This window comes from Streptomyces sp. NPDC031497, from assembly GCF_055580905.1.
This window is the reverse complement of record NZ_JBVIKO010000018.1, coordinates 21,636-46,221: the sequence shown is the minus strand read 5'-3', so window position 1 is coordinate 46,221 and position 24,586 is coordinate 21,636. Positions and strand designations below refer to the sequence as shown.

At 71.8% G+C, this 24,586-nt stretch carries 22 protein-coding genes and 1 pseudogene; 13 read left to right on the top strand and 10 right to left on the bottom strand.

Annotated features, from left to right (window positions below; all coding sequences use genetic code 11):
• Positions 1-37: 37 nt before the first annotated feature.
• Positions 38-1,393 (bottom strand): aminotransferase class III-fold pyridoxal phosphate-dependent enzyme, encoded by a 1,356-nt coding sequence (locus tag ACZ5K7_RS31435; protein WP_468918494.1) that lies wholly within the window; start codon positions 1,391-1,393, stop codon positions 38-40.
• A 210-nt stretch (positions 1,394-1,603) separates the two neighbouring features.
• Here ACZ5K7_RS31435 and ACZ5K7_RS31430 point away from each other — a divergent pair, with 210 nt between their 5' ends.
• Positions 1,604-3,412 carry a serine/threonine-protein kinase gene (locus ACZ5K7_RS31430; RefSeq protein WP_468918491.1) on the top strand — a complete coding sequence of 603 codons (1,809 nt, stop codon included), beginning with the start codon at positions 1,604-1,606 and terminating at the stop codon, positions 3,410-3,412.
• An 88-nt stretch (positions 3,413-3,500) separates the two neighbouring features.
• Positions 3,501-3,782, top strand: a pseudogene (locus tag ACZ5K7_RS31425) (phosphate ABC transporter substrate-binding protein); the annotation flags it as partial.
• Positions 3,783-3,793: 11 nt separating this feature from the next.
• Here ACZ5K7_RS31425 and ACZ5K7_RS31420 read toward each other — a convergent pair.
• A complete protein-coding gene (locus tag ACZ5K7_RS31420; RefSeq protein WP_468918488.1) occupies positions 3,794-4,948 on the bottom strand; it encodes a Gfo/Idh/MocA family protein in 1,155 nt (384 codons plus the stop codon).
• Positions 4,949-5,046: 98 nt separating this feature from the next.
• The gene (locus tag ACZ5K7_RS31415; protein WP_351708254.1) at positions 5,047-5,799 is read right to left on the bottom strand and encodes an SLATT domain-containing protein; all 753 of its coding nucleotides are present in this window, start codon (positions 5,797-5,799) and stop codon (positions 5,047-5,049) included.
• 304 nt (positions 5,800-6,103) lie between these two features.
• Here ACZ5K7_RS31415 and ACZ5K7_RS31410 point away from each other — a divergent pair, with 304 nt between their 5' ends.
• The 3 genes from ACZ5K7_RS31410 to ACZ5K7_RS31400 all read left to right on the top strand — a co-directional run bounded on the left by ACZ5K7_RS31410 (position 6,104) and on the right by ACZ5K7_RS31400 (position 7,818).
• Positions 6,104-6,448 (top strand): YbaB/EbfC family nucleoid-associated protein, encoded by a 345-nt coding sequence (locus ACZ5K7_RS31410; protein ID WP_351708258.1) that lies wholly within the window; start codon positions 6,104-6,106, stop codon positions 6,446-6,448.
• A 121-nt stretch (positions 6,449-6,569) separates the two neighbouring features.
• Positions 6,570-7,169 carry a recombination mediator RecR gene (gene recR / locus ACZ5K7_RS31405; protein ID WP_123975374.1) on the top strand — a complete coding sequence of 200 codons (600 nt, stop codon included), beginning with the start codon at positions 6,570-6,572 and terminating at the stop codon, positions 7,167-7,169.
• The gene (locus ACZ5K7_RS31400) at positions 7,162-7,818 is read left to right on the top strand and encodes a DUF5063 domain-containing protein (protein ID WP_351708261.1); all 657 of its coding nucleotides are present in this window, start codon (positions 7,162-7,164) and stop codon (positions 7,816-7,818) included. The genes recR and ACZ5K7_RS31400 overlap by 8 nt, the downstream gene beginning before the upstream one ends.
• Positions 7,819-7,837: 19 nt before the next feature.
• On the opposite strand, the gene ACZ5K7_RS31395 is transcribed toward ACZ5K7_RS31400, so the two are convergent.
• The 4 genes from ACZ5K7_RS31395 to ACZ5K7_RS31380 all read right to left on the bottom strand — a co-directional run bounded on the left by ACZ5K7_RS31395 (position 7,838) and on the right by ACZ5K7_RS31380 (position 10,331).
• The gene (locus ACZ5K7_RS31395; RefSeq protein WP_468918484.1) at positions 7,838-8,599 is read right to left on the bottom strand and encodes a hypothetical protein; all 762 of its coding nucleotides are present in this window, start codon (positions 8,597-8,599) and stop codon (positions 7,838-7,840) included.
• Complete coding sequence (locus ACZ5K7_RS31390) at positions 8,596-9,519, bottom strand: ABC transporter ATP-binding protein (protein ID WP_468918482.1); 924 nt, start codon at positions 9,517-9,519, stop codon at positions 8,596-8,598. The genes ACZ5K7_RS31395 and ACZ5K7_RS31390 overlap by 4 nt, the downstream gene beginning before the upstream one ends.
• Positions 9,516-9,833, bottom strand: coding sequence for a hypothetical protein (locus ACZ5K7_RS31385; protein ID WP_351708269.1), 318 nt, complete (start codon positions 9,831-9,833; stop codon positions 9,516-9,518). Before ACZ5K7_RS31385 ends, ACZ5K7_RS31390 begins: the two co-directional genes overlap by 4 nt.
• A gap of 66 nt (positions 9,834-9,899) precedes the next feature.
• A complete protein-coding gene (locus tag ACZ5K7_RS31380; RefSeq protein ID WP_351708272.1) occupies positions 9,900-10,331 on the bottom strand; it encodes a hypothetical protein in 432 nt (143 codons plus the stop codon).
• A 308-nt stretch (positions 10,332-10,639) separates the two neighbouring features.
• Between ACZ5K7_RS31380 and ACZ5K7_RS31375 the strand changes: the two genes are divergently transcribed.
• The 5 genes from ACZ5K7_RS31375 (at position 10,640) to ACZ5K7_RS31355 (ending at position 16,767) form a co-directional block, all read left to right on the top strand.
• The gene (locus ACZ5K7_RS31375) at positions 10,640-11,188 is read left to right on the top strand and encodes a helix-turn-helix transcriptional regulator (protein ID WP_351708275.1); all 549 of its coding nucleotides are present in this window, start codon (positions 10,640-10,642) and stop codon (positions 11,186-11,188) included.
• Between the two features lie 761 nt (positions 11,189-11,949).
• The gene (locus ACZ5K7_RS31370; RefSeq protein ID WP_351317465.1) at positions 11,950-13,221 is read left to right on the top strand and encodes an aspartate kinase; all 1,272 of its coding nucleotides are present in this window, start codon (positions 11,950-11,952) and stop codon (positions 13,219-13,221) included.
• On the top strand, positions 13,218-14,297 hold the full coding sequence (locus ACZ5K7_RS31365; protein ID WP_351708278.1) for an aspartate-semialdehyde dehydrogenase: 1,080 nt from the start codon (positions 13,218-13,220) through the stop codon (positions 14,295-14,297). Before ACZ5K7_RS31370 ends, ACZ5K7_RS31365 begins: the two co-directional genes overlap by 4 nt.
• Positions 14,298-14,770: 473 nt before the next feature.
• Positions 14,771-15,445, top strand: coding sequence for a SigE family RNA polymerase sigma factor (locus tag ACZ5K7_RS31360; protein ID WP_351708281.1), 675 nt, complete (start codon positions 14,771-14,773; stop codon positions 15,443-15,445).
• Between the two features lie 230 nt (positions 15,446-15,675).
• The gene (locus ACZ5K7_RS31355) at positions 15,676-16,767 is read left to right on the top strand and encodes a hypothetical protein (RefSeq protein ID WP_468918476.1); all 1,092 of its coding nucleotides are present in this window, start codon (positions 15,676-15,678) and stop codon (positions 16,765-16,767) included.
• 33 nt (positions 16,768-16,800) lie between these two features.
• On the opposite strand, the gene ACZ5K7_RS31350 is transcribed toward ACZ5K7_RS31355, so the two are convergent.
• On the bottom strand, positions 16,801-17,595 hold the full coding sequence (locus ACZ5K7_RS31350; protein WP_468918473.1) for an SURF1 family protein: 795 nt from the start codon (positions 17,593-17,595) through the stop codon (positions 16,801-16,803).
• Positions 17,596-17,742: 147 nt separating this feature from the next.
• Here ACZ5K7_RS31350 and ACZ5K7_RS31345 point away from each other — a divergent pair, with 147 nt between their 5' ends.
• Positions 17,743-19,551, top strand: coding sequence for a S9 family peptidase (locus ACZ5K7_RS31345; protein ID WP_450972909.1), 1,809 nt, complete (start codon positions 17,743-17,745; stop codon positions 19,549-19,551).
• Positions 19,552-19,788: 237 nt separating this feature from the next.
• Here ACZ5K7_RS31345 and ACZ5K7_RS31340 read toward each other — a convergent pair whose 3' ends face one another.
• The gene (locus ACZ5K7_RS31340) at positions 19,789-21,666 is read right to left on the bottom strand and encodes an NAD-binding protein (RefSeq protein ID WP_468918470.1); all 1,878 of its coding nucleotides are present in this window, start codon (positions 21,664-21,666) and stop codon (positions 19,789-19,791) included.
• 171 nt (positions 21,667-21,837) lie between these two features.
• On the opposite strand from ACZ5K7_RS31340, the gene ACZ5K7_RS31335 reads away from it, so the two are divergent.
• Together ACZ5K7_RS31335 and ACZ5K7_RS31330 are read left to right on the top strand one after the other, a co-directional pair.
• Entirely contained in the window at positions 21,838-22,881 is a 1,044-nt protein-coding gene (locus tag ACZ5K7_RS31335) for a permease (protein WP_351708296.1), read from the top strand.
• Positions 22,878-23,651 carry a TIGR03943 family putative permease subunit gene (locus tag ACZ5K7_RS31330; RefSeq protein ID WP_468918467.1) on the top strand — a complete coding sequence of 258 codons (774 nt, stop codon included), beginning with the start codon at positions 22,878-22,880 and terminating at the stop codon, positions 23,649-23,651. Before ACZ5K7_RS31335 ends, ACZ5K7_RS31330 begins: the two co-directional genes overlap by 4 nt.
• 4 nt (positions 23,652-23,655) lie before the next feature.
• On the opposite strand, the gene ACZ5K7_RS31325 is transcribed toward ACZ5K7_RS31330, so the two are convergent.
• The gene (locus ACZ5K7_RS31325) at positions 23,656-24,567 is read right to left on the bottom strand and encodes an alpha/beta hydrolase (RefSeq protein ID WP_468918464.1); all 912 of its coding nucleotides are present in this window, start codon (positions 24,565-24,567) and stop codon (positions 23,656-23,658) included.
• Between the last annotated feature and the right edge of the window lie 19 nt (positions 24,568-24,586).

The window sequence follows — 24,586 nt, the reverse complement described above, 5'->3', positions numbered from 1 at the left end:
CTCAGCCCCCACCGCCCCGCACCCGAAATCGGCGCCCTTACACCGTGTACTCGTCGGCCACGCTCAGCGCCGCGTCGAGCGCCGCGAAGCCCTCCTTCAGCTCCGCCTCGGTGACGTTGCACGGCGGCACGACATGCGTCCGGTTCATGTTCACGAACGGCCACAGACCCTGCTGCTTGGCGGCAGCCGTGAACGCGGCCATCGGTGCGTTGGCCTCCCCGGCCGCGTTGTACGGCACCAGCGGCTCCCGGGTCTCCCGGCTCTTCACCAGGTCCAGCGCCCAGAACATGCCGGTGCCGCGCACCTCGCCCACGCTCGGGTGCCGCTCGGCCAGCGCGGCCAGGGCGGGCCCGACGACGTCCGCGCCGAGCCGCTTGGCGTTCTCGACGACGCCTTCCTCCGCCATCACGTTGATCGTGGCGACGGCGGCGGCACAGGCCAGCGGGTGCCCGGAGTACGTCAGGCCGCCCGGGTAGGGCCGCCTGGCGAAGGTCTCGGCGATCCGCTCGCTGATGGCGACACCGCCGAGCGGCACGTACCCGCTGTTCACGCCCTTGGCGAAGGTCATCAGGTCGGGTACGACCCCGAACAGGTCGGCGGCGAACCACTCACCCGTGCGCCCGAACCCGGCCATGACCTCGTCCAGGACGAAGACGATCCCGTGCCTGTCGCAGATCTCCCGGACACCGGCCAGATATCCGGCGGGCGGCACCATGATCCCGGCGGTCCCGGGGATGGTCTCCAGGACGATCGCCGCGACCGTGCCCGGCCCCTCGAACGCGATCGTGGTCTCCAGGTGCTCCAGCGCCCGCGCGGTCTCCTGCTCCTCGGTCTCCGCGTAGAAACGGGAGCGGTACAGGAAGGGCGCCCAGAAGTGCACGACCCCGGCGGCGGCGCCGTCGGAGGCCCAGCGGCGCGGGTCCCCCGTGAGGTTGATCGCCTGCTGGGTGCCGCCGTGGTACGAGCGGTAGGCGGACAGCACCTTCGGGCGGCCGGTGTGCAGCCGGGCCATTCGGACGGCGTGCTCGATCGCGTCCGCGCCGCCGTTGGTGAAGAAGATCTTGTCCAGGTCACCGGGGGTCCGCTCGGCGATCAGCCGGGCCGCCTCCGACCGGGCCTCCACGGCGAAGGCGGGCGCGAAGGTGGTCATCTTCGCGGCCTGCTCCTGGATCGCGGCGACGACCTTCGGATGCTGGTAGCCGATGTTGGTGAAGACGAGCCCGCTGGTGAAATCCAGGTAACGCCTGCCGTCGTAGTCCCAGAAGTACGACCCTTCGGCGCCGGCCACGGCCGGCGGGTCGATGAGGTCCTGCGCGGACCAGGAGTGGAAGACATGCGCGCGGTCGGCCGCCTTGACGGCGGCTCCGGCCTGTGGACTGGGCTGAGGGGTCATGGCGCCGAGCCTAGGAGTGCCCGGTGCGGACGCGATATCGGCGACATGTTCCATGGCCATGGGGATTCCGCGACAGGTTGTCCACAGCCCGTGGATATACCGGAGCGGCCGGTACCTGTTACGGAACCGTAGACAAGGCGGGTCCCGGCTGCCGGAGCGGCCGGAATATTCTCGGCTCGATCACAAGTGTGGAGAAGGGGCGGATCTGCCATGGAGAAGCTGGGGCCCGGGGATCCGCAGCACATCGGGAAGTACCGGCTGCTGGCGCGGCTGGGCGCGGGCGGCATGGGGCACGTGTATCTCGCCCGGTCGGAGCGCGGTCGTACCGTCGCCGTGAAGCTGGTACGGGCGGAACTCGCCGCGCAGGAGGACTTCCGGGCCCGCTTCCGGCAGGAGGTGCGCAACGCCCAGCGGGTCGGTGGGTTCTGGACCGCGCCCGTCCTGGACGCCGACACCGAGGCCGCCGTGCCCTGGGTGGCCACCGGCTATGTCGCCGGACCGAGTCTCCGGCGGGTCGTCGAGCACGACCACGGGCCACTGCCCGAGCGGTCGGTGCGCATCCTGGCTGCCGGGCTGGCGCACGCGCTCACCAACATCCACGCGGCCGGGATCGTCCACCGGGACCTCAAGCCGTCCAACGTGATGCTCACCATAGAGGGCCCGCGGGTCATCGACTTCGGCATCGCGCGGGCCCTGGAGACCCTCCCCGGCGAGGGCATCACCCAGACCGGCTCGCTCGTCGGCTCGCCGGGCTTCATGGCCCCCGAGCAGGTGCGCGGCGACCGGATCACGTCGGCCTCCGACGTCTTCAGCCTCGGCTCGGTGCTCGCCTACGCGGCCACCGGCCGGCTCCCCTTCGGCTCGACCGAGGGCGGCGCACACGCGCAGATGTTCCGCATCGCCCAGGAGGAACCCGACCTGTCCGGGATCCCCGAGGGCATCGCCGACGTGGTCCGCGACTGCCTGCGCAAGGACCCGGCGACCCGCCCGTCCCTGGACGCGATCCTGGCGCGGACGGGAGCGGTCGACACGGTCGAGGAGGGCCGCTCCCGGGACCCCTGGCTACCGGGCTCCCTGGTGGCCCAACTGGGCCGCCACGCGGTGGAGCTGCTGGAGGTGGAGGATCCGACGGTACAAGGGATCTGGCCGCAGGTGGCGGAGGAAGGGGCGCGAGGCCCGGCCGGCCAAGGGGTGCGGGGCGGCGCTGAAACCGAGGCTGCCGCGGCGGGGGCGCGACCAGCCCCGGCGTACCCGCAGCCGACACTCGACCCGCCGTCCCACGAACACGCCCCGGCCCACCCCGCCTACGGCTACCCGAACCAGCAACCCCACCAGCACCCGCAGCCCTACAACCCCTACACCGACCCCCACGCCACCCCTCACACCACCATCGCCACCCCCGAGCCGACCCAGCCGCTCTACACACCCCCGCCACCCCCGCCGTACGACCCCACCCCCGTCGGCGAGTCCCGCCGTACCCCCCGTTCCACCGCGCTTCTCGTCACCGTCGCCCTGGTCGTGATGCTGGCCGCCGGCGGCTCCGTGTACGCGCTCATGAACAACGGCGGCGACGACAAGGCGGGCGGCGCCCCCACCCCCACCCCTTCGGCGACCGCCCAGACCTCCTCGGGTGAACCGACGCCCAGCGAGTCGCCCTCCTCCTCGGCCCCCTCCGCCGGCACCGTGCCCACCGCCTTCCTCGGCACCTGGACCACCGCGATAGACAACTCCACCGGCCACAACACCCGCGAACTGACCATCCGCCAGGGCGCGGTGGGCGACACGATCCTCACCCTGGTCGCCGACGGCCCCGGCTACCACTGCGAGTTCGACGCGAAGCTCGCCGCGAAGCCCGGCTCGGGCGGCCCGCTGGAGATCGGTCCTTCCACGGTCACGACGGGCGAGCCCCGTTCGTCGTGCAGCGCCGGCGAGGCCACCGAGGTGACCCTGCTGTCGGACGGCAGGCTGAAGCGGGTCCGCAAGGACGGCGGGGAGAGCCTCACGTACAGCAAACAGTGAACTCCCGTGCCCCCTGGGGTAGTTGAACGTCCGAAGAACATTCGCTCAGGCGGCCGAGAAGTACGAGAAGGACTGCGAGGGGGCGTACGGGTCGGTCGGCTACGCCGAGCTGAACGTGGCGGCCGGGGCGAAGGGCCTGCACACCCTCTCCCTGGACCACGACGCCCCGTCCGTGGAGGCGATCGGGCGCGGCGTCAGCCCGTACCCGTACCGCGAGATCGAGTACGCGTACACCTATGGCCAGCCCGCGGCCGACACGCTGGCGTCGAGCTTCCTGTCGTACGTCGTCAAGGGCAACGGCCAGGACGTGATCCGCACGCACGGGCATGTGCCCTGCTACCTCCCGGTGGGGATGACGCTCTGCCGGTGAGCCGCGGCGGTTCAGCCGAGGCTCACCCAGGTGCCCCGGGCGGCCGAGCGGCTCATCGCGTCGAGGGCGGTGGCACTGTGCACGGCGTCCCGCAGGGTCGGGCCGTAGGGGGTGTCCTCGGCGATGGAGCGCAGGAAGTTGCGGGCCTCGACGACCTTGAGGTCGTCGTAGCCCATGGCGTTGGCCGCGCCGGGCTGGAAGGCGCCGTACTCGCCGTGTCCGGGGCCGACGTAGACCGTGCTGACGGGCTGGTCCTGGTAGGAGGTGCCGCGGCTGACGCCGAGTTCGCCCATCCGCCGGTAGTCCCAGAAGACGGCGCCCTTGGTGCCGTGCACCTCGAAGCCGTAATTGTTCTGCTCGCCGACCGAGACCCGGCAGGCCTCCAGGACACCCCGGGCGCCGGAGGCGAAGCGCAGCAGGCAGTTGACGTAATCCTCGTTCTCGACCGGGCCGAGCGCGCCGCCGGTGGCCAGGGTATGGCCGGCGGTGGCGCCGGTGGGGCGGGCGCGCTCCGGGATGAAGACGGCGGTGTCGGCGGCGAGCGCGGTGATCTCGCCGAGCAGGAAGCGGGCCAGGTCGACGCCGTGCGAGGCGAGGTCGCCGAGGACCCCGCCACCGCCGCGGGCCCGCTCGTAGCGCCAGGTCAGGGCCCCGTCCGGGTGGGCCGCGTAGTCGCTGAAGAGCCGGATGCGGACGTGCGTGACGGTGCCCAGGTCGCCGGAGGCGATGAGGTCACGGGCGTGGGCGACGGCGGGCGCGTTGCGGTAGTTGAAGCCGACCGTGCCCTGGACGCCCGCCTTCGCGACGGCGTCGGCGACCGCGCCGGCGTCCTCGGCGGTGAGCCCGACCGGCTTCTCGATCCAGAGGTGCTTGCCGGCCTCCGCCATGGCGACGCCGATCTCCCGGTGCAGGAAGTTCGGCGCGGTGATGCTGACGGCGTGCACGCGCGGGTCGGCGACGACCTCGCGCCAGTCCCGGGTGGTGGACGCGAACCCGAACTGTGCGGCGGCCTCCTCGGCCCGGCCCGGCACCTCCTCGGCGACGGTCACCAGCTCGGGGCGTACGGACAGCCGCGGGAAGTGGTGGGGGACCCGCTGGTAGGCCTGGGTGTGCACCCGCCCCATCCAGCCGAACCCGACGACGGCGACGCCGAGCGTTCGCACCATGTGGCTGCCCCTCTTCGGACCGTTCCGGAGACTGTCCGCTCACGATGCGGGGCCGCTTCCGCCGATGTCAAGACATTAGGCCGTCTTAACAAATCTGCTCACCGGGGTTCCGGCGGCCGCTGTCTGGGCATGTTCGGGCGGGTTCCGTTCGTGCCCGGGGGCAGCGGGAAGCGGCCGTTCAGATGTCCCGCGTCCGCGCGGGGGCCCGCCGTCACCGTCGCCTGCATGCCGAGCGGTGCCGGGCCCGTGCGGAACTCCACCATCCAGTCGGCCGTCTCCGTGCGGACCAGCTCGGTCACGTCCTCCGAGAACCGCCGCAGCACCGCCAGGCACCGCTCGGCCGCCTCGCTCGCCGTGCCCTCCGCCGGTCCCAGCACCTCCCGCACACTCTCCGCCGCCCAGTCGAACTGGAGCGCCTGAAGCCGTCGCTGCACGGCCTGCGCGGTCGCCATGTCCCTTATCCAGCCGGAGGTCACCCCGAAGAACCGGTCGATGCCGACGCACGCCACCGCCATCAGCAGCGCGAGATACCCCCAGGGCGCGACCCCGCTGACCACCCCGGTGAGGTCGAGCAGCGGCAGCGCGGCGCCCAGTACCGCGCCCACGGCCGCCCCGCACCGCAGCGCCCGGGCCCCCCGCCGTTTCCACACCCGGTCCGACAGATACCACTCGGCGGTCACCAGCGCCCCGCGCTCCACCCACCGGTACAGCTCGTCGAGCCGCTCGGCCGGCTCGCCCCAGTCCCCGAGCGGGAACGGCCGCCCGGTCAGATCACCCGGCCGCAGTCCGGCCGCGCCCTCGCCCCGCCCGTCCTGAGGCGGTCCCTCGGGCTGCATCTCCGGCTGGCCCACCCGGCACTCCCTACTGATCACAACCGATCACGTTCCGTGATATCGGACCGTCATTGCGCATGGCCTCGGCCGTCGCACTGGACGTGACAATGGATGCTGACGACGGGAACCCTTCCTACCGCCCAACGGGTGGCGAAGGCTTTGCTTTCGCCTCTTTTCCGCTCGTAAGTGGGTCTTGATCAGGTATAGGGCCGCCAGGATTCTCACTCGAAAGAGTGGCGGGGCGATGGCTGCGCCGACCACGTAGGCTCATCCACAGCAGAGCAGAACGAACCAGACACGTACGCGGACCCAGGAGCTGATCGTGATCCCCGGTGGTGGCCAGCCCAATATGCAGCAGCTGCTCCAGCAGGCCCAGAAGATGCAGGAGGACCTGGCACGGGCCCAGGAGGAGCTGGCGAACACGGAGGTCGACGGGCAGGCGGGCGGCGGCCTGGTGACGGCCACCGTGACCGGCGCCGGCGAGCTGCGCGCGCTGAAGATCGACCCGAAGGCGGTGGACCCGGACGACACCGAGACCCTCGCCGACCTGGTCGTCGCGGCCGTCCAGGCGGCCAACGCGAACGCCCAGGCGCTCCAGCAGCAGAAGCTCGGCCCGCTGGCACAGGGCCTGGGCGGCGGCAGCGGTATCCCCGGTCTGCCGTTCTGATCCCACCGCTGCGATCGCGCCGTTCTGATGTTCGTCGCCCGCGCGACACCCGTACCGCCTTCCTAGGACAGGCGGCAGCCAACTACGGTACGTACCGAAAGACTCCAGGAAGGGCAGTCCGTTGTACGAAGGCGTGGTCCAGGACCTCATCGACGAGTTGGGGCGGTTGCCCGGCGTCGGTCCGAAGAGCGCGCAGCGGATCGCCTTCCACATCCTGCAGGCGGAGCCGACGGACGTACGACGGCTCGCCCAGGCCCTCCTGGAGGTGAAGGCGAAGGTCCGCTTCTGCGCGACCTGCGGCAACGTGGCGCAGGAGGAGCTGTGCAACATCTGCCGCGACGCGCGCCGCGACCCGACGGTGATCTGTGTGGTCGAGGAGCCCAAGGACGTGGTCGCCATCGAGCGCACCCGTGAGTTCCGCGGCCGCTACCACGTGCTCGGCGGCGCCATCAGCCCGATCGAGGGCGTCGGCCCCGACGATCTGCGGATAAGGGAGCTGCTCGCCCGTCTGGCAGACGGCGCGGTCACCGAACTCATCCTGGCCACGGACCCGAACCTGGAGGGCGAGGCGACCGCCACCTACCTCGCCCGCATGATCAAACCCATGGGCCTGAAGGTCACCCGCCTGGCCAGCGGCCTCCCGGTGGGTGGCGACCTGGAATACGCGGACGAGGTCACCCTCGGCCGCGCCTTCGAGGGGAGACGACTCCTAGATGTCTGACGCCACACTGCACGCGACCGCCCAGGACCCCGACGACTTCGCGGTCCAGATCGCCGACCAGGTCGAGAGTTTCCTGGTGGCCGTCACGGAGGTGGCGAAGGGCGACGAGCCGGACTCGGCGGTCCCCTTCCTCCTCCTGGAGGTCTCCCAGCTGCTGCTGGCCGGCGGCCGACTCGGCGCGCACGAGGACATCGTCCCCGACGAGCGCTACGAGCCGGACCTGGGCCCCGAGCCGGACGTCGACCAGCTCCGCGAGAACTTCGCGCGCCTCCTGGAGCCCATCGACGTCTACTCCGAGGTCTTCGACCCGTACGAGCCCCGCAGGGCGCCCGTGCCGGCCCGTCTCTCGGACGACCTGGCCGACATCATCACCGACCTCCGCCACGGCATGGCCCACTACCGGGCCGGCCGCACCACGGAGGCCCTGTGGTGGTGGCAGTTCTCCTACTTCTCCAACTGGGGCCCCACCGCCTCCGCCACCCTGCGCGCCCTCCAGTCCATCCTCATCCACGTCCGCCTCAACCAGCCCCTGGCGGAGCTGGACGGCCTGGACACGGACCAGGACACGATCGGCGACGAGACGCTGGAGTTCGAGGCGGGCCAGGTCATGCAGGAGGAGATCGGCGGGTCGCTGGGGATCAGGCCTTAGCAGCGCCGGGAGGCGGGCCTCAGAGGTCCCGTCTCCGTTGGACGGCCGTCGCGCAGACGAGGAGTGCGGCGGCCAGTACGGTCACGTACAGGACGCCGGTGAGCGCGCCGCCCGGCAGTGGGGGAGCCGTCGGGTCGCCGCTGACGGCGTTCATCGCGGTGAAGGGCAGCCAGGGCGAGACGCCGGTGCCCAGCAGCCAGTCGGCCAGCGGCCCCAGGGCGGGCTCGGCCACGAACGGCCAGACCAGGAGCAGGGCGATGGCGAGGCCGGCGCTCTTGACCAGGACGCCGACGGAGACGCCGATGGCCGCGCCGATCGCGTACGTGAGAACGATGCCGCACAGGGTGCGCCACTCGGCGCCGGTGTCGGGCGCCAGATCCGCCTGCGGGGCCACCACCGCGGCCACCGCCAGCCCGCCCGCACACAGCACGGCACCCACGGCCACGGATCCGACGACGGCCGTCACGGCCTTGGCCCCGATCAGCCGACGCCAGTCCGGCACCGCCAGATACGACGCCCAGATCGTTCCGGTACGGAATTCCTGGGTGGCCGTGCGGGCCGCGAGCAGCATCATCAGTGACTGGCCGAACGCCGGGCCGGTCATCGCGTCGACGAGTCCGGGCCGCTGCCCGCTCTCGGTCACGCCCACGCCGATCCCGCTGAAGGCGAGCGAGACGACCGCGGTGACCGCGAGGAACCGCCAAGTAGAGGACAGCGTACGGAGCTTGACGAACTCCGCCCGCACACCCGCGGGGTCGACCACGGAACACATCCTGCTCATGCGCGGACGTCTCCTCTGAACTCGACGGCCTGACTGGTCAGTCGGAGGAAAGCGTCCTCCACGGTGGCGCGACGGGGAGTGAGCTCGAAGAGCGCGATGCCCGCGCGCAGGGCGAGGCGACCGATCTCCTCGCTGCTCAGTCCCCGTACGAGCAGGGCCGGTGGTCCGGCGTCCTCCACCGTGGCACCCCCCTCGGCCAGGGCCGCGCGCAGCCGCGCCGGGTCGTCCGCGCGGACCAGGACGACGGGCGGTTCGGCCTGGTCGGCGGCCTGGGCGGTGAGTTCCTCGACGCTGTGCTGGGCGATGAGACGTCCCTGTCCGATGACCACGACATGGTCGGCGGTGAGCGCCATCTCGGCGAGCAGATGACTGGAGACGAGGACGGTACGCCCCTCGGCGGCCTGCGCCCGGATCATGCCGCGCATCCACGCTATGCCTTCCGGGTCGAGGCCGTTGACGGGTTCGTCGAGCACCAGCACACGCGGCTCGCCGAGCAACGCGACGGCCAGACCGAGCCGTTGGGCCATGCCCAGGGAGAACGTCCCGGCGGGCCGGTCGGCCACGGCGGTGAGGCCGACCTGCTCCAGCACCTCGCCGACCCGCCGCCGTTCGATCCGGTTGGCAGCTGCCAGCCACTCCAGATGCGCCCGCGCGGACCGCTTGGGGTGCGTCCAGCGGGCGTCGAGCAGGGCTCCCACGACCCGCAGGGGGTCCGGGTGCTCGTGATAGGGCCGGCCTTCGATCAGCGCGGTACCGGCATCCGGCCGGGTGAGCCCGAGCAGCATGCGCAACGTCGTCGTCTTCCCCGCCCCGTTGGGGCCGAGAAAGCCGGTGACGGTCCCGGGGGCCACGGTGAAGGACAGCTCGTCGACGACGCGCTTCTTCCCGTACGACTTGGAGAGCGAGCTGACGTCGATCACGAGAGCGGCCAACCGTGGTTCAGCCAGAAGACGAATCCGGCGGCGATCAGCAGCACCGGCGCGAACACGCCTCCGACGCCCGGCTTCTGCCGGGTCACCGCACACCACACGGCCATGCACAGGGGCGGGACCCAGCCGCAGAAGTACAGGGTCCACCCGATGCGTTCGCCGGTGTCATTGCGCAGAAGGAAGAAGAAGAGAAAGGCGCAGCCGGCGAAGAGGGCGGGAGAACCCCAGAGGTTGTCCGCCACGATCTGCCCGCGCGACTTCCGGGGCGTGTCCTGCCCCGTGTCCTGCCCCGTGTCCTGACCCATGTCCGCTCCTGGTCGGCTGCTGAAGATCCGGGGGCTCCCGCAGGAGCCCCCGGTGGGTGCGTGAGGTCAGACGACCTGGTTGACCAGCCATTCGATGAGCTGGACGACGATGTACTCCGGCGAAGCCTTGATGGCCCACTTCACCGGGTTGAAGTTGGAGAGGCTGTTCACCCACTTCATGAAGGCGGCGTAGCCCTTCTTCGCCGCCTTCACGGCCGCCTTGAAGAGCGCCGGGCTCTTCTTCAGCAGCGTCTTGAGCGCACTGAGCTTGCCCAGTGCCACCCGCTCGCCCTCGGCCTGCGCCTCCGCCTGGGACGACGACTCGATCTCGGGGTAGTACTCGATCCCCGTCTCGCCCTCGGCGAGAGCGCCGACGGACACGGCGGCGACGGTGCGCGGCGCGGAGTGCTGGGCGGCGGCCGAGGCTATCGGCGCACCGGCGCCCACGAGCAGAGCGCCGAGAATCGTCGACGAGACGATCCGCTGCTTCCGGTTCATCACATGACTCCTTGGGGGCACGAGCGGCCCCGGTCAGCAATAAAGTGGGAAGCTCCGTGGCCACGGACAGCGGTCTCGTCGCGGTACCAGCGTGACGAGACCGCGCTGCGCTGCGGTTTCGGAGCCGAGGAAGATCCTTACGCGGGTAGACCGCCACCGGTATCCGCCAACCGACCCCCTCCGCCCGGACGATGGGCGATGCCGTGGCATGTGAAGATCTCGCGGACCTTTCAAGTGGCCGCAGTTACGCTGTACATGACCTTTTAACAACTCAATGCAGTTACCAGGGGGAATCTTTGATCCGGGTGATGCTCGCCATGGACGAGTTGTTGCTGCGTACGCGTGTCGAGGGCCAACTTCGGGGAGCTGATGGCATCCACGTGGTCGCGGCTGTCGGGGCCTGGCCCACACGGGAGTTCGTGGGCAGCGTGCGGCCCGATGTCCTCCTGGCCGAGGCCGCCGGCGCGCCCTGGGCCCGGGCGGCCCACGACCACCTCGCGCAGACGGCACCGCTCGTTCTCGTCGGACCGGGACAGCGCAGCCGTGAGAGCGGGGACGACCGGTCAGGCTCCCCTCGTCTCCTGCTGAACTGCACGTCTTCCGCAGCCGAGTTGGCGGCGGCCGTCCGCTCCCTCGCCGCCCACCCGGTGAGCCCGGAACCCCGCGCCCTTCTCTCACCCCGGGAACGAGAGGTCCTCTCCCTCCTCGTCGAGGGCCGCACCAACCCCCAGATCGCCCACTCCCTCTTCCTCAGCCCCACCACCGTCAAGTCCCACGTCAGCACGATCCTCCGCAAACTCGGCGTGGAGAACCGGGTCCAGCTCGCGGCGCTGCACGGGATGTCGACGGCATCGTGACCGCCGAGCCCGTCGAGCGAGACGTTCCGTGAACTTCACCCCCGACACCGAGCCCCTCAAGGAGTTCGTGGCCTGAGCCGCCGCCCCCACAGCGGGACCATCGCCGTCGGGCGGACCCCGCGCCGGCCGCCCGCCAGGCCCGCCACGCTGATCGCGCCTGCCGCGCCTGCCGCGCCCGTCGCGCAGTGCGCCGGGGCGACCCCTCGGCCGGGCCGAGCAGCAGGATCAGGGCCGGTACGGCGGCCGGCGCGAAGCCCATGCCGGTCGGCCACCGCCACCGCACACCCGCGCCCAGCGGCACGCTGCCGGAGAGAAGGATCAGCGCCGTCATGGTGTACCCGCCTGCACCAGCGGTCGGGCAGCGCACTCCCTCGTCGCGGCCCTCCGGAGCAGCTGCTCTCCTCCCGCCCCGTCCTGTGGTTCCTCTTCCTCTTCTTCTTCCTTTTCTTCCTCTTCAACCTCGTCGTCGCCGCCGGCGCGCCCTTCGCCGTGGACGCCGGCCAGGGTGTACTGACCGCCGTCGGCATGGGCGTCGTCTCGCTCGGTGCCGGGGTCAGCCTGCTGCGGGGCTGACCGGACGCGGGCCCGGCACTGTGAGCCGGGGCACTTTCCGCGTGGTGGGCCGTGCACGGGGCATGTTCCGTCCCGGAAGCGAGCGGCGGAACACCCCGCCAGGACGTCTCACCATGCGGGAGCACGCTGGTGGAATTCGACCGCTCGTTAAACTGAGCCGACAGAGACAAACCGAGCGAGGAGCGCACGTGGGCCTTGTCGTGCAGAAGTACGGAGGTTCCTCCGTTGCCGATGCCGAAGGCATCAAGCGCGTCGCCAAGCGAATCGTGGAAGCGAAGAAGAACGGCAACCAGGTGGTTGTCGTCGTTTCCGCGATGGGCGACACGACGGACGAGCTGATCGATCTGGCCGAGCAGGTGTCCCCGATGCCTGCCGGGCGTGAGTTCGACATGCTGCTGACCGCCGGAGAGCGGATCTCCATGGCACTGCTGGCCATGGCGATCAAAAACCTGGGCCACGAGGCCCAGTCGTTCACCGGCAGCCAGGCAGGTGTCATCACCGACTCGGTCCACAACAAAGCCCGGATCATCGACGTCACGCCGGGGCGGATCAGGACGGCGCTGGACGAGGGCAACATCGCCATCGTGGCCGGGTTCCAGGGCGTCAGCGCGGACAAGAAGGACATCACCACGCTGGGGCGCGGCGGGTCCGACACCACGGCCGTGGCGCTCGCCGCCGCGCTCGACGCCGAGGTCTGCGAGATCTACACCGACGTCGACGGTGTGTTCACCGCCGACCCGCGCGTGGTGAAGAAGGCGCGGAAGATCGACTGGATCTCCTTCGAGGACATGCTGGAGCTCGCCGCCTCCGGTTCCAAGGTGCTGCTCCACCGCTGTGTGGAGTACGCACGCCGCTACAACATCCCGATCCACGTCCGGTCCAGCTTCAGCGGACTTCAGGGCACGTGGGTCAGCAGTCAGCCGATTGGGGACAAGAAGGTGGAGCAGGCCATCATCTCCGGTGTCGCGCACGACACCTCCGAGGCCAAGATCACGGTCGTCGGTGTGCCGGACAAGCCGGGTGAGGCCGCCGCGATCTTCCGGACCATCGCCGACGCCCAGGTCAACATCGACATGGTCGTGCAGAACGTGTCCGCCGCCGCCACCGGCCTGACGGACATCTCCTTCACGCTGCCGAAGACCGAGGGCCGCAAGGCCATCGACGCCCTGGAGCGCAACCGGCCGGGCATCGGCTTCGACTCGCTGCGCTACGACGACCAGATCGGCAAGATCTCGCTGGTCGGCGCGGGTATGAAGACCAACCCCGGGGTCACCGCCTCGTTCTTCGAGGCGCTGTCCGACGCGGGCGTGAACATCGAGCTGATCTCGACCTCCGAGATCCGTATCTCGGTCGTCACCCGCGCCGACGACGTGCCGGAGGCCGTGCGCGCCGTGCACACCGCCTTCGGGCTCGACTCCGACAGCGACGAGGCCGTGGTCTACGGAGGCACCGGCCGATGACTGGAAAGCCGACGCTCGCGGTCGTGGGGGCGACCGGGGCCGTCGGCACGGTCATGCTCCAGATCCTGTCCCAGCGGGCGGACGTCTGGGGCGAGATCCGCCTGATCGCCTCCGCGCGCTCGGCCGGCCGCAAGCTGACCGTGCGCGGGGAGGAGGTCGAGGTCGTCGCCCTGTCGGAGGAGGCCTTCGACGGGATCGACGTCGCGATGTTCGACGTGCCCGACGAGATCTCCGCGCGCTGGGCGCCGGTCGCCGCCGCCCGGGGCGTGATCGTCGTGGACAACTCCGGGGCCTTCCGGATGGACCCCGAGGTGCCCCTGGTGGTACCCGAGGTCAATCCGCACTGCGCCCGCAGCAGGCCGCGCGGGATCATCGCCAACCCCAACTGCACCACCCTGTCGATGATCGTCGCCCTGGGCGCGCTGCACGCCGAGTTCGGGCTGCGCGAGCTGGTGGTGTCGTCGTACCAGGCGGTGAGCGGGGCCGGACGGGCCGGCGTGGAGACGCTGCGGGCCCAGTTGTCGATGGTCGCCGGTACGGAGCTGGGCACCAAGCCCGGTGATGTGCGGCGGGCCGTCGGGGACCTCACCGGGCCGTTCCCGGAGCCGGTCGCGCTGAACGTCGTGCCGTGGGCCGGGTCGCTGCGCGAGGACGGCTGGTCGTCGGAGGAGATGAAGGTGCGGGACGAGTCCCGCAAGATCCTCGGGCTGCCGAAGCTGCCGGTCGCGGTGACCTGCGTCCGGGTCCCGGTGGTCACCACGCACTCGCTGACCGTGCACGCCCGGTTCCAGGGCGAGGTCACCGTCCACGGGGCCCGGGAGATCCTGGACACCGCCCCGGGTGTCGTCCTCTTCGACAATCCGGCCGCCGGGGAGTTCCCGACGCCCGCCGACGTGGTGGGCACCGATCCGACCTGGGTCGGGCGGGTACGGCGGGCGCTCGACGACCCGACCGCGCTGGAACTTTTCGTCTGCGGGGACAATCTTCGCAAAGGTGCCGCTCTGAACACCGCGCAGATCGCCGAGCTGGTCGCGGCGGAACTGACTGGCCGTTCAGGTGCGGCGGAATTCGCGTGAACAGCCGGTGACCACGGGAAACGTCCCGGGTGGGAGCGGGCCCACATGTAGGGTCGGCGTAAGAAATGTGGCCATGAGCATGGTCCAAACCACTTGAATCCCGCCCCCTCGGCGTTCGAAGATTTTCCTCCCCGTCCTCCGCAACCACGCGGACGGCGGGGAGCGTCTTTGCGGTCGCCCTCTTACTGGGCGCTTACGCGGCCGGCCTTCGGGCCGTGGGGACGCATGATCCTGGCGTGGGGACGCCGTGATCTGGGCGTGGGGACGTCCGTTCAAATGGGACATAAGGGAAGAGCGGGACGCATGACGGCATCTGAGGCACCGTCGGGTGTACTGCCGGACGCGCGGAGAACGGTCTGGACCGCGCGGGCCGGCCGACCCGGCATGCCCGGCGCGACCCCGCCCGGCGCGCCTGACGCGAAAGTAATGCCCGACACGTACAACCCCGAGGGGGGTAGGCGTGTCCAACTGGCGTGGCAGAGGTACTCGAACTCAGTGCGCCCCTCGGCGCGACGGCCTTGCGGCCGCCCCGCGCGGGCCTGCGCCCCCGCGTGTCCGGCGCGGCCGGCGGCATGCCGGTGATCGCGCCCATGCCCGCAGCGCGGCCCACCCGCATACCCAGCCAGCGCGACGGCTCCGAGGAGACGGCGGCGGCCGGTACCACCGTCGACCACCTCACCGAGACCTACCGGGCGCACTACCGTTCGCTTCTCGGCCTCGCCGCGCTCCTCCTCGACGACACCGCGTCCTGCGAGGACGTCGTCCAGGAGGCGTTCATCCGTGTCCACTCCGCCCGCAAACGCGTCCGCGACCCGGAGAAGACCCTGGCGTATCTCCGCCAGACGGTCGTCAACCTCTCCCGCTCCGCGCTGCGCCGCCGCATCCTCGGCCTCAAGCTCCTCTCCAAGCCGATGCCCGACATGGCGAGCGCCGAGGAGGGCGCCTACGACCAGCTGGAGCGGCGCGACCTGATCCAGGCGATGAAGGGCCTGCAGCGCCGCCAGCGCGAGGTCCTCGTGCTGCGCTACTTCGCCGACATGACCGAGGCCCAGGTCGCCGAGACGCTCGGCATCTCGCTGGGCTCGGTGAAGGCGTACGGCTCGCGCGGCATCGCGGCGCTGCGGGTGGCGATGGAGTCGCTGGCATGACGGACAGCCCCGAGGGAGGCGACTCACATGATCGCCACGAGCCCTACGCTTGGCACGAGCCGACACGGGACGGTGCACCGGGGGACGGTGCTCCGCGCGGCGCCGGTCACGAGCCGCAGGGTTCTCGCGAGGCGGGGGAGCCGGTGCGGGATCATGAACCTGCCGGTCGGCGAGAGCCGGCGCGGGACCACGAGCAAGAGCACACGCAATCGCACGCTGGGAACGGAACTGTGAACCACGGCCCCGACGAAAAGGGCCCCGAGGAGCTCGGACAGGGCTCTGACGGGCTCGGCCCCGGGCATGACGGGCTCGGCGGCGACGAACTGGCCCTGCGCCGGATGCTGCACTCCGCGGTCGACGATCTCGCACCGCGCGACGGTGTCCTCGACCACCTGCGCCGCGCGGTGCCGGCCCGCCGCGCCCGCAAGCGCCAGGCCGCCGTCGGCATGGCGGCCGCCGCACTGTTCATCGGCACCGCGATCCCCGCCCTCGTGCACGTCTCCAACTCCGGCGGCATCGACCCCAACACCTCCATCGCCGGCCAGGCCTCCCAGGCCCAGGGCGGCGCCACCGGCGGCAAGAACCCGGACGGCGGCACCAGCACCGCGGGCGGCACCAGCGGCCAGGCCACCAGCCAGCGTCCGGGCAGCACCAAGGGCAGCGGCAAGGACGAGAGCACCGGCGCCGTCGGCGGCACCAAGGTCGTCCCCTCGGCCAGCGCCGACACCATGGCCCCGGTCTGCACCGCGGACCAGCTCGCCACCCCGACCGCCACCGTCGACGCCCCCGACTCGACGGGTGTCGTCTACGGCACCTTCCGCGTCCTGAACGTCTCGAAGACGAGCTGTACCGTCGGCGGCCCCGGCAGCGTGGGTCTGCTCCCGCAGGGCGCGGCCGACGCCACCAAGCTCAGCCAGGTCCGCCACACCTCGGGCGACGCGGCGGCCGGGCTCCCCGACCCGTCCACCGAGCTGACCGGCCTGGTCCTGGCACCCGGCGAGGCCTACGACGAGAAGTTCGGCTTCGTCCCCCTGGAGACCTGCCCGACCAGCGGCTCCGGCACCGACGGCTCCACCGACACCGGCGGCACCGGCGGCAGCACGCCCTCCCCGAGCCCCTCCGAGGACCCCGGCAGCAGCACCGGTACGACCACCTCCGGGTCGGACGGCACCACCACCCAGCTGCTCACCGAGGACGGCACGGCCGACGGCAGCGTCGCGATCTCGTACACCCCGGAGGCCGGGTCCCCGACCGGCTCCGCGACGGTGACGAACGCGTGCGCCGGGACGGTCTACTGGACCGGGGTTCTGCCGGGGGCGTGACCGGCGCCGCGGGGGCGGCGCCGTCGGCGTCCCTCAGACGGCGGTCGGCTGCTGGGCCAGGGGCTCCTCGTCCGGTACCAGGCCGAGCGCCGCGTCCCGGGCGAACTCCGCCTCGCGGCGCAGCAGCCGGAACCACATGAACACCACGAACCCCGCGAACACGAACCACTCGCCGGTGTAGCCGAGGTTCTGGAACGCCTTCAGATCGAGCCCCGAGTTGTCCGGCGCGGTCGCCGGCACGGCCGTCATGCCCGAGTCGGCCTTCTCCAGCGTGATCCACGCGTCGTACACCCGGTACGGCACCAGGTTCACCAGCGAGGCCGCGCTGATCGCCGCCGTCTGCCCCGACGGCAGCCCGCCCTGGGTGCTGACGCCGTTGTCCCCCGGTGTCTCCGAGGCCTGGAGGGCGCCGGTGACGGTGACCTCGCCGGCCGGCGGGGCGGGCGCCCTGGCCGCGTCGGCCTTGCCGGGCAGCCAGCCGCGGACCACGGGCAGGGCCTGGCCGGAGTCGGTGCGCAGCAGGGTCAGGACGTAGAAGCCGTCTTTGCCGTCGAGCTGCCGGTCGGGCACCAGCAGCTGCTTTGCGTACCGGCCGCTGACGGTGGCCCGCTTGCCGGAGGTCGACTGGTCGACGGGGAGCAGGTCGGCCAGGGGCCGGGCCGCTTCCGTCCGGGCGGCCTCGACCTGCCGGTCGGCGCTGCGGTGCGCCTCGACCCGCGACTCGAAGCGGCTCAGCTGCCACGACCCCATGAAGATGCAGAACGGGATGGCGAGCAGCACGAAGACGTTGATGCCCCACCAACGGGGTGTCAGCAGAAAGCGGTACACGCCTTCCACGGTACGGGGCGCTTTGCGGGGGGTTGGGAGTGGGGTCGGCCCCGAGCGCGCGGCCGCTCGCAAAGTTATCCACAGGCTGAGGGCACCCGTCAGCGCATTGTGGGTGGAGGCGGGCACTATGGGGCCATGACTGCGGCCATGAGTGAGAGCGACATGCCGGACTGGGAGAAGCGCTTCCGCGCTCCTCGGGTCTCCCTTCCGGACTGGGCGGAGGACGCCCCCGACCGTTCCCTGTTCGTGTCGAACGCGACGGGGACGTATGAGCTGTACGCCTGGGACCGCGCGAGCGGGGAGCAGCGGCAGGCGACGAACCGGCCGAACGGCACGACGGACGGGCTGCTCTCCCCGGACGGCGCGTGGATCTGGTGGTTCGACGACAAGGACGGCGACGAGTTCGGCGTCTGGCGCCGCCAGCCCTTCGGCGGCGGCGCGGACGAGGAGGCGACGCCGGGCCTGGAGCCGTCCTACCCCTCGGGCCTGGCCCTGGGCCGGGACGGCCGTACGGCGGTCGTCGGCCGCTCCACGGACGACGAGGGTACGACGATCTACCTGGCCGAGGAGGGGAAGGCGCCGCTGGAGATCTACCGCCACGCCGAGTCGGCGGGCGTCGGCGACCTCTCCCACGACGGCTCGCTGATCGCGATCGAGCACACCGAGCACGGCGACGCGATGCACTCGGCGCTGCGCGTGCTGCGTCCGGACGCCACGCCGGTCGCCGAGCTGGACGACACCAGGGGCGGCACCGAGGAACTGGGCCTGGAGGTGCTGGGCTTCGCCCCGGTCGACGGCGACCCGCGGCTGCTCATCGGCCACCAGCGGCGCGGCCGCTGGGAACCGCTGGTCTGGGACGTCGTGACCGGCGAGCAGACGGACCTGACCCTCGACCTGCCGGGCGACGTGAGCGCGGAGTGGTATCCGGACGGCAGCGCGCTGCTGATCGCCCACAGCAACAAGGCCCGCAGCGAACTGTTCCGCTACGACCTGGCGACGCACGAGCTGACCCCGATCCCGACCCCGGCGGGCTCGGTCTCCGGGGCCACGGCCCGCCCCGACGGAACCGTCGAGTACCTCTGGTCCTCGGCCGCCGAGCCGCCGGTGGTCCGCTCGACGACGGGCGAGGTGGTCCTGGACCCGCCGGGCATGAAGTGCCCCCCGTCCGTCCCGGTCTCGGACGCCTGGGTGGAGGGCCCCGGCGGCCGTATCCACGCGCTGATCCAGAAGCCGGCGGGAGCGGAAGGTCCGTTGCCGACCGTCTTCGACCTGCACGGCGGCCCGACCTGGCACGACAGCGACAGCTTCGCGGCGGGGCCGGCGGCCTGGGTGGATCACGGCTACGCGGTGGTCCGCATCAACTACCGGGGCTCCACGGGCTACGGCCGCGCCTGGACGGACGCGCTGAAGCACCGGGTGGGCCTGATCGAGCTGGAGGACGTGGCGGCGGTACGGGACTGGGCGATCGAGTCCGGCCTGGCCGACCCCGACCGGCTGATCCTGACCGGCGGCTCCTGGGGCGGCTACCTGACCCTGCTCGGCCTGGGCACCCAGCCCGATTCCTGGGCGGTGGGCATCGCGGTCGTCCCGGTCGCCGACTACGTCACGGCGTACCACGACGAGATGGAGTCACTGAAGGCGATGGACCGCACGCTGCTGGGCGGCACGCCGGAGGAGGTCCCGGACCGTTTCGCCGCGAGCTCGCCCCTGACCTACGTGGACGACGTCAAGGCCCCGGTCTACATCTCGGCCGGCGTCAACGACCCCCGCTGCCCCATCGGCCAGATCGACAACTACGTCGCCCGCCTGGCAGCCCGCTCGGCCCCCCACGAGGTCTACCGCTACGACGCGGGCCACGGCTCCCTCGTCGTCGACGAACGGATCAAGCAGCTGAGACTGGAGATGGAGTTCGCGGAAACCCACCTCGCGCCTACGGCGACAGCACCGACGGACTGAGCTGGGCCAAGCACCAGGCCAGGGCCGAACCGGCCAACTGGCCAACTGGCCAACTCCGCGAGGCTTGGCGCGCCCGTAAGGGGCGCGGGGAACTGCGCGCCAAGCCCCCACCCGCCCCTACCGACCCCACCACCGCAACCCACCCGCCCCTACCGACCCCACCACCGCAACCCACCCGCCCCTACCGACCCCACCCGCCCTACTGACCCACCACCGCAACCCACCCACCCTCACCTCTCAACCGAGCGAGTCGGGTGGGTGGGCAGGCGGGACCCGGCGTCCGGACAGCTCCGCCAGCCCCCTGCGCGTGACCGCGACCACCACCCGGTCCCCGGCCCGCAGCAGATAGTCCCCGGCGACCGGTCGTCCCTCCAGCGCCAGCACCCGCCATGCCCCCGCCCGGAACGCCCCGTCCACCGTCCGCCCCTCCAGCTGCGGATGCCCGATCACATCCACCGCCGCCACCAGCAGCACCTTCCGCTCCACCGGAATCGCCCCGAGGATCTGCCGCCCCAGCATCGCCCCCGCGAAGGACGGCGCCGCCAGATAGGACACACTCCGACTCCGGGTGACCGCGCGCGGATGCGCGGCCCGCAGCGTCCGGTACACGGCCGTCGCGAAGTCGTCGTCGTACAGCCGCAGCACGGCCTTCAGGTCCGGCCGTACCGCCCGCGCGTACAGCACGGCCTCCAGGTTCGTCGTGTCCGCGCTGGTCACCGCGAGCAGTGCCTGCGCCCGATGGATCTTGGCGGCCTCCAGGACCCCCTCCTGGGTGACGTCCCCGAGCACCACCGGCACCCGCAGCCGCCGGGCCACCGCCAGCCCGCGTGCCTCCGGATCGGACTCGACGCACACCACGGGAACATGCAGTTCGCGCAGCCGCGTCAGCACCCGCGTGCCGATCTTGCCCAGCCCGAGCAGCACCACATGCCCGCTCAGCCCCCGCGGCGGCTTGCGCAGCGCGGAAGCCGTCCGGAAGGTACCGAGCGCCTCAAGGACCGCCGCCAGCAGCACCGGCAGCAACAGCAACCCCATCAACCCGGACAGCAGTTGAAGGATCTGCCGCCCGAGCGACTGCCCGATCGCGGGATCGTCGATGGCGAACAGATCGAGGAGCGTGTAGTAGAAGGCCCGTACCGGATGAATACCCGTCACCACCGACAGCGCCACCGCGAGCGCGACCACACACCCCACGACCCCGGCCAGCGACCACCGCAGCCGCCGCGAGAACAGCGAGACGAGCAGCGGTACGACCCCGACCCCGACCCGGCGCCGGTCCTGCGCCGCCGCCGCGGACGAGGACGAGGACACCTGCTCCAGCACCATCAGGCCACGCTCACCCGCGGCCCGTACCTCCGCGTCGTCGGGCAGCAGCCGCGGCCCCTGCTCCCCGGTGCCCTCGGCCGGTTCGGGACCGTTGTTGTTCGCCGAGAACAGCGCCAGCGTGCACAGCCCCTGGTCGGCGTCCGGCCCGGCGAGGGCCCCCGGCGGCAGGTCAACGGCCCGCAGCACCAGCCCGTCCGTCTGGATGACCTTGCCGGTCCCGGCGAGCGCGGTGGCGGCGAGTGCGGGCGCGGCGGTGTCGGCGTCGGAGAGTACGGTCGTGGACGTGTCGCCCGCACCGCCGTCCGTGTCGCCGACCGCCAACACGGCGGCCTGGTCGAGGAGTTCCTCGATGTGCTGCCCCAGCCGCCGGTTGTACAGCCGCAGCACGAGCCGCAGCCGCGGGTTCAGCCGGCGGGCGGTGAGGGCGGCCCGGATGTTGGTCTCGTCGTCGTCGTACACGAGCGCGAGCGCGGCGGCCCGCTCCACGCCCGCCTCGGCGAGGACGGCCTCGGTGGCCTCGACGGCCTCCAGCACCCGTTCCCCGCGCGGGCCTTCACCGGTGACCGGGCCGGTACCGCCGTTGCCGTTGCCGTTCCCGTTGGCCCGTCCGACGGCGGCGCTGACCACCCGGTCGAGCAGCGCGGCCGAGGCGGCCCGGGCCCGTCCGACGACCGGCGGCCTGGCGATCCGCACGTTCGGCGGTACGACAAGGGTGACCTGCTCGCCGTACACGACACGCAACTCGGCCGCCAGCCGGTGCGCGAGCCCGTCGTCGCCGCAGACCACCATGGGCGCCGGGGCGCCACCACCTTGATACGGAACGCTCGCCACAAGGGAAAAGACTGCCTCAACGGGACGCATGGTTCCAGCAACGAAGTGAACAGCCGACCCGAACCGCTCGTAGGGAAGGGGAGGGAGCATAATCCCGGATCTGACCGAAGTGCCGGAGGTATCCCACCCGTGGCCATCACCGAGAAAGCCGCCCCGCCTGGCGTCGCGCCCGAGGACCGGACCCCCGGCACCGACGCCACCCCCGACCCGCCCGATCGCGAGGGCTGGCATCTCAGCTCCCCCCTGGCCCTGACCCTGCTCCTCCTCCTGGTCGTGGTGTTCCAGGGCCCGGTGCGCGGCGCGCTGTCGACGCCGGTGATGCAGAGCTGGATGACGGTGTTCGTGGCGGTGGTCGTCCAGGCGCTCCCGTTCCTCGTGCTCGGCGTGCTGCTCTCGGCGGCGATCGCGGTCTTCGTGCCCCCGTCCTTCTTCGCCCGCGCCCTGCCCGGCCGCCCCGCGCTGGCCGTTCCGGTCGCGGGGCTGGCCGGCGCCGTGCTGCCGGGCTGCGAGTGCGCGTCCGTCCCGGTGGCCGGCGCCCTGGTACGCCGGGGTGTCACCCCGGCCGCGGCCATCGCCTTCCTCCTCTCCGCCCCCGCGATCAACCCGATCGTGCTGACGGCGACGGCGGTGGCGTTCCCGCGCAACCCCGAGATGGTGCTGGCGCGGTTCGCCGGCAGTCTGCTGGTGGCGTGCGGGATGGGCTGGCTGTGGCAGCGCCTCGGCCGTACCGACTGGCTGCGCCTGCCGGCCCACGCGCACCACGAGGGCGAGACCAGGGCGGAGGCGTTCTGGGACTCGGTCCGTCACGACACCGTGCACGCGGGCGGCTTCCTGGTCCTCGGCGCGATGGCGGCGGCGACGCTGAAGGCGGTGGCCCCGGCGGAGTGGCTGCGGACGGCCGCCGCCAACCCGGTGATCGCGATCCTCGCCCTGTCGATCCTGGCGGTACTCCTCTCCATCTGCTCGGAGGCGGACGCGTTCGTGGCGGCCTCCCTCACCCAGTTCTCGCTCACCGCGAAGCTGGCGTTCCTGATCGTGGGCCCGATGATCGACCTCAAACTCTTCGCGATGCAGGCGGGCACCTTCGGCCGCGGCTTCGCTCTGCGCTTCGCCCCGGCCACCTTCGCCGCGGCGATCACCGGCGCGGTCCTGACCGGGGCGGTGCTGCTGTGAACCGGCAGGCCCAGGCGGCGATGATGTTCCTGGTGGGGGCGGCCCTGCTGCACGCGGGCGCCACCGACCTCTATCTGCGCTATGTGAAGGCGGGCCTACGCCCGCTGTTGCTGGCGGCGGGCGTCGTTCTGATCGTCTCGGCCCTGGCGACGGCGTGGTACGAGTGGCGCCGCAGCCGCCGTCGTACCGCTTCCACGGCTACTTCCACGGCAACTTCCACCGCTACCTCCACCGCTACTTCCACCGCTACGGACCACAGCCACCCCGAACCCCGGATCTCCTGGCTCCTGGTCCTCCCCCTCCTGGCCCTGATCCTCATCGCGCCGCCCGCGCTCGGCTCCTACAGCGCCCTGCGCGCGGGCACGGCCCTGCAACAGCCGTACGGCTACACGAAGTTGCCGACCGGGGACCCGATACCGCTCGCCCTGGTCGACTACGCGGGCCGGGCGGTGTACGACCACGGCCGTTCGCTGGACGGCCACCGCGTCCGTATCTCCGGCTTCGTGGCCGTGGACTCCGCCGGCACCCCCTACCTGGTCCGCATGGCCCTCAACTGCTGCGCCGCGGACGCCCAGCCGGTGAAGGTGGCCCTGACCGGCAAGATCCCCCCGGTCCTCCAGCCGGACGCCTGGCTCCAGGTGACGGGCACCTACACCGCCCGGCGGACCCGCGACCCGGTGAACGGCGGCCCGATCCCGTTCCTCCAGGTCACCGCGGCCAAGCCGATCCCGACGCCGGCCGACCCGTACGACGAGACCTGGAACAACTGAGAGGTCACCGGAAGAAGCCGGCCAGCTTCTCGACCGCCGGGGTGACGTAGGCGTCCTGGTCGTAGAGGTCGACGTGGGTCGCCCCGTCGATCCAGAACAGTTCCTTGGGACCGGAGACCCGCTGGAAGGCCTCCACGCTCATCCAGGAGGTCACCGCCTCCCGTCCGACGATCATCAGTAGCGGGCGCGGGCCGAGCTGGTCGAGGGCGCGGAAGGCGTCGAAGGACGCGATGCGGTCGACGCTGTTCCAGGTCAGGGTCTCGGCCGAGCGGGGGTGGTGGGCGCGGGGCGTGCGGTAGTACTCCCACCCCGCGTACACGTGCTCGCCGCCGGCCAGCGCCTCTTCCTCGGTGGCGGGGAAGAGCGGGAAACTCCCCACCCCCTCGCCCCGGGCCTCGGCGGTGCGCGCCGCGGCCGCCGCCGCCAGCATGCCCTGGAGGACGGCGGGATCCTGGGCCCCGTCGGCGCCGTTGCGGAACTGGCGGGCGATGTCGACGGCGCTGACGGTGGCGACGGCCCTGATCCGCCGGTCGGTCGCGGCGGCGGCGAGGGCGTACCCGCCGGAGGCGCAGATGCCGAGCGCCGAGACGCGGTCGGGGTCGGCCTCCTCCCGGGTGGTGAGGAAGGAGACGGCGGCCTTGAGGTCCTCGACCCGCTGGGCGGGATCCTCCAGCCCCCGTGGCTCGCCCTCGCTCTCGCCCTGGTGGGCGGCGTCGAAGGCCAGGGTGACGAAGCCGTGCTCGGCGAGCCGCCGCGCGTACAGCCCGGCGGCCTGCTCCTTCACCCCCGTGCCGGGGTGCCCGACGACGACGGCGGGACGCGGTCCGGCGGTGGCCCCGTCGGTGGCATCGTCGGGAAGGTACAGATGGCCGGAGATCTTCAGTCCGGCGCTGGGAAAGGTGATGTCGGTCCTCATGCCCCCACGTTCGCCCCGC

Coding starts and splice junctions, on each gene's coding strand:
- ACZ5K7_RS31435 (WP_468918494.1), bottom strand. CDS start 1,393: ATGACCCCTCAGCCCAGTCCACAGGCCGGAGCCGCCGTCAAGGCGGCC.
- ACZ5K7_RS31430 (WP_468918491.1), top strand. CDS start 1,604: ATGGAGAAGCTGGGGCCCGGGGATCCGCAGCACATCGGGAAGTACCGG.
- ACZ5K7_RS31420 (WP_468918488.1), bottom strand. CDS start 4,948: ATGGTGCGAACGCTCGGCGTCGCCGTCGTCGGGTTCGGCTGGATGGGG.
- ACZ5K7_RS31400 (WP_351708261.1), top strand. CDS start 7,162: ATGTCTGACGCCACACTGCACGCGACCGCCCAGGACCCCGACGACTTC.
- ACZ5K7_RS31395 (WP_468918484.1), bottom strand. CDS start 8,599: ATGAGCAGGATGTGTTCCGTGGTCGACCCCGCGGGTGTGCGGGCGGAG.
- ACZ5K7_RS31385 (WP_351708269.1), bottom strand. CDS start 9,833: ATGGGTCAGGACACGGGGCAGGACACGGGGCAGGACACGCCCCGGAAG.
- ACZ5K7_RS31380 (WP_351708272.1), bottom strand. CDS start 10,331: ATGAACCGGAAGCAGCGGATCGTCTCGTCGACGATTCTCGGCGCTCTG.
- ACZ5K7_RS31375 (WP_351708275.1), top strand. CDS start 10,640: ATGCTCGCCATGGACGAGTTGTTGCTGCGTACGCGTGTCGAGGGCCAA.
- ACZ5K7_RS31365 (WP_351708278.1), top strand. CDS start 13,218: ATGACTGGAAAGCCGACGCTCGCGGTCGTGGGGGCGACCGGGGCCGTC.
- ACZ5K7_RS31345 (WP_450972909.1), top strand. CDS start 17,743: ATGAGTGAGAGCGACATGCCGGACTGGGAGAAGCGCTTCCGCGCTCCT.
- ACZ5K7_RS31340 (WP_468918470.1), bottom strand. CDS start 21,666: ATGGTGGTCTGCGGCGACGACGGGCTCGCGCACCGGCTGGCGGCCGAG.
- ACZ5K7_RS31325 (WP_468918464.1), bottom strand. CDS start 24,567: ATGAGGACCGACATCACCTTTCCCAGCGCCGGACTGAAGATCTCCGGC.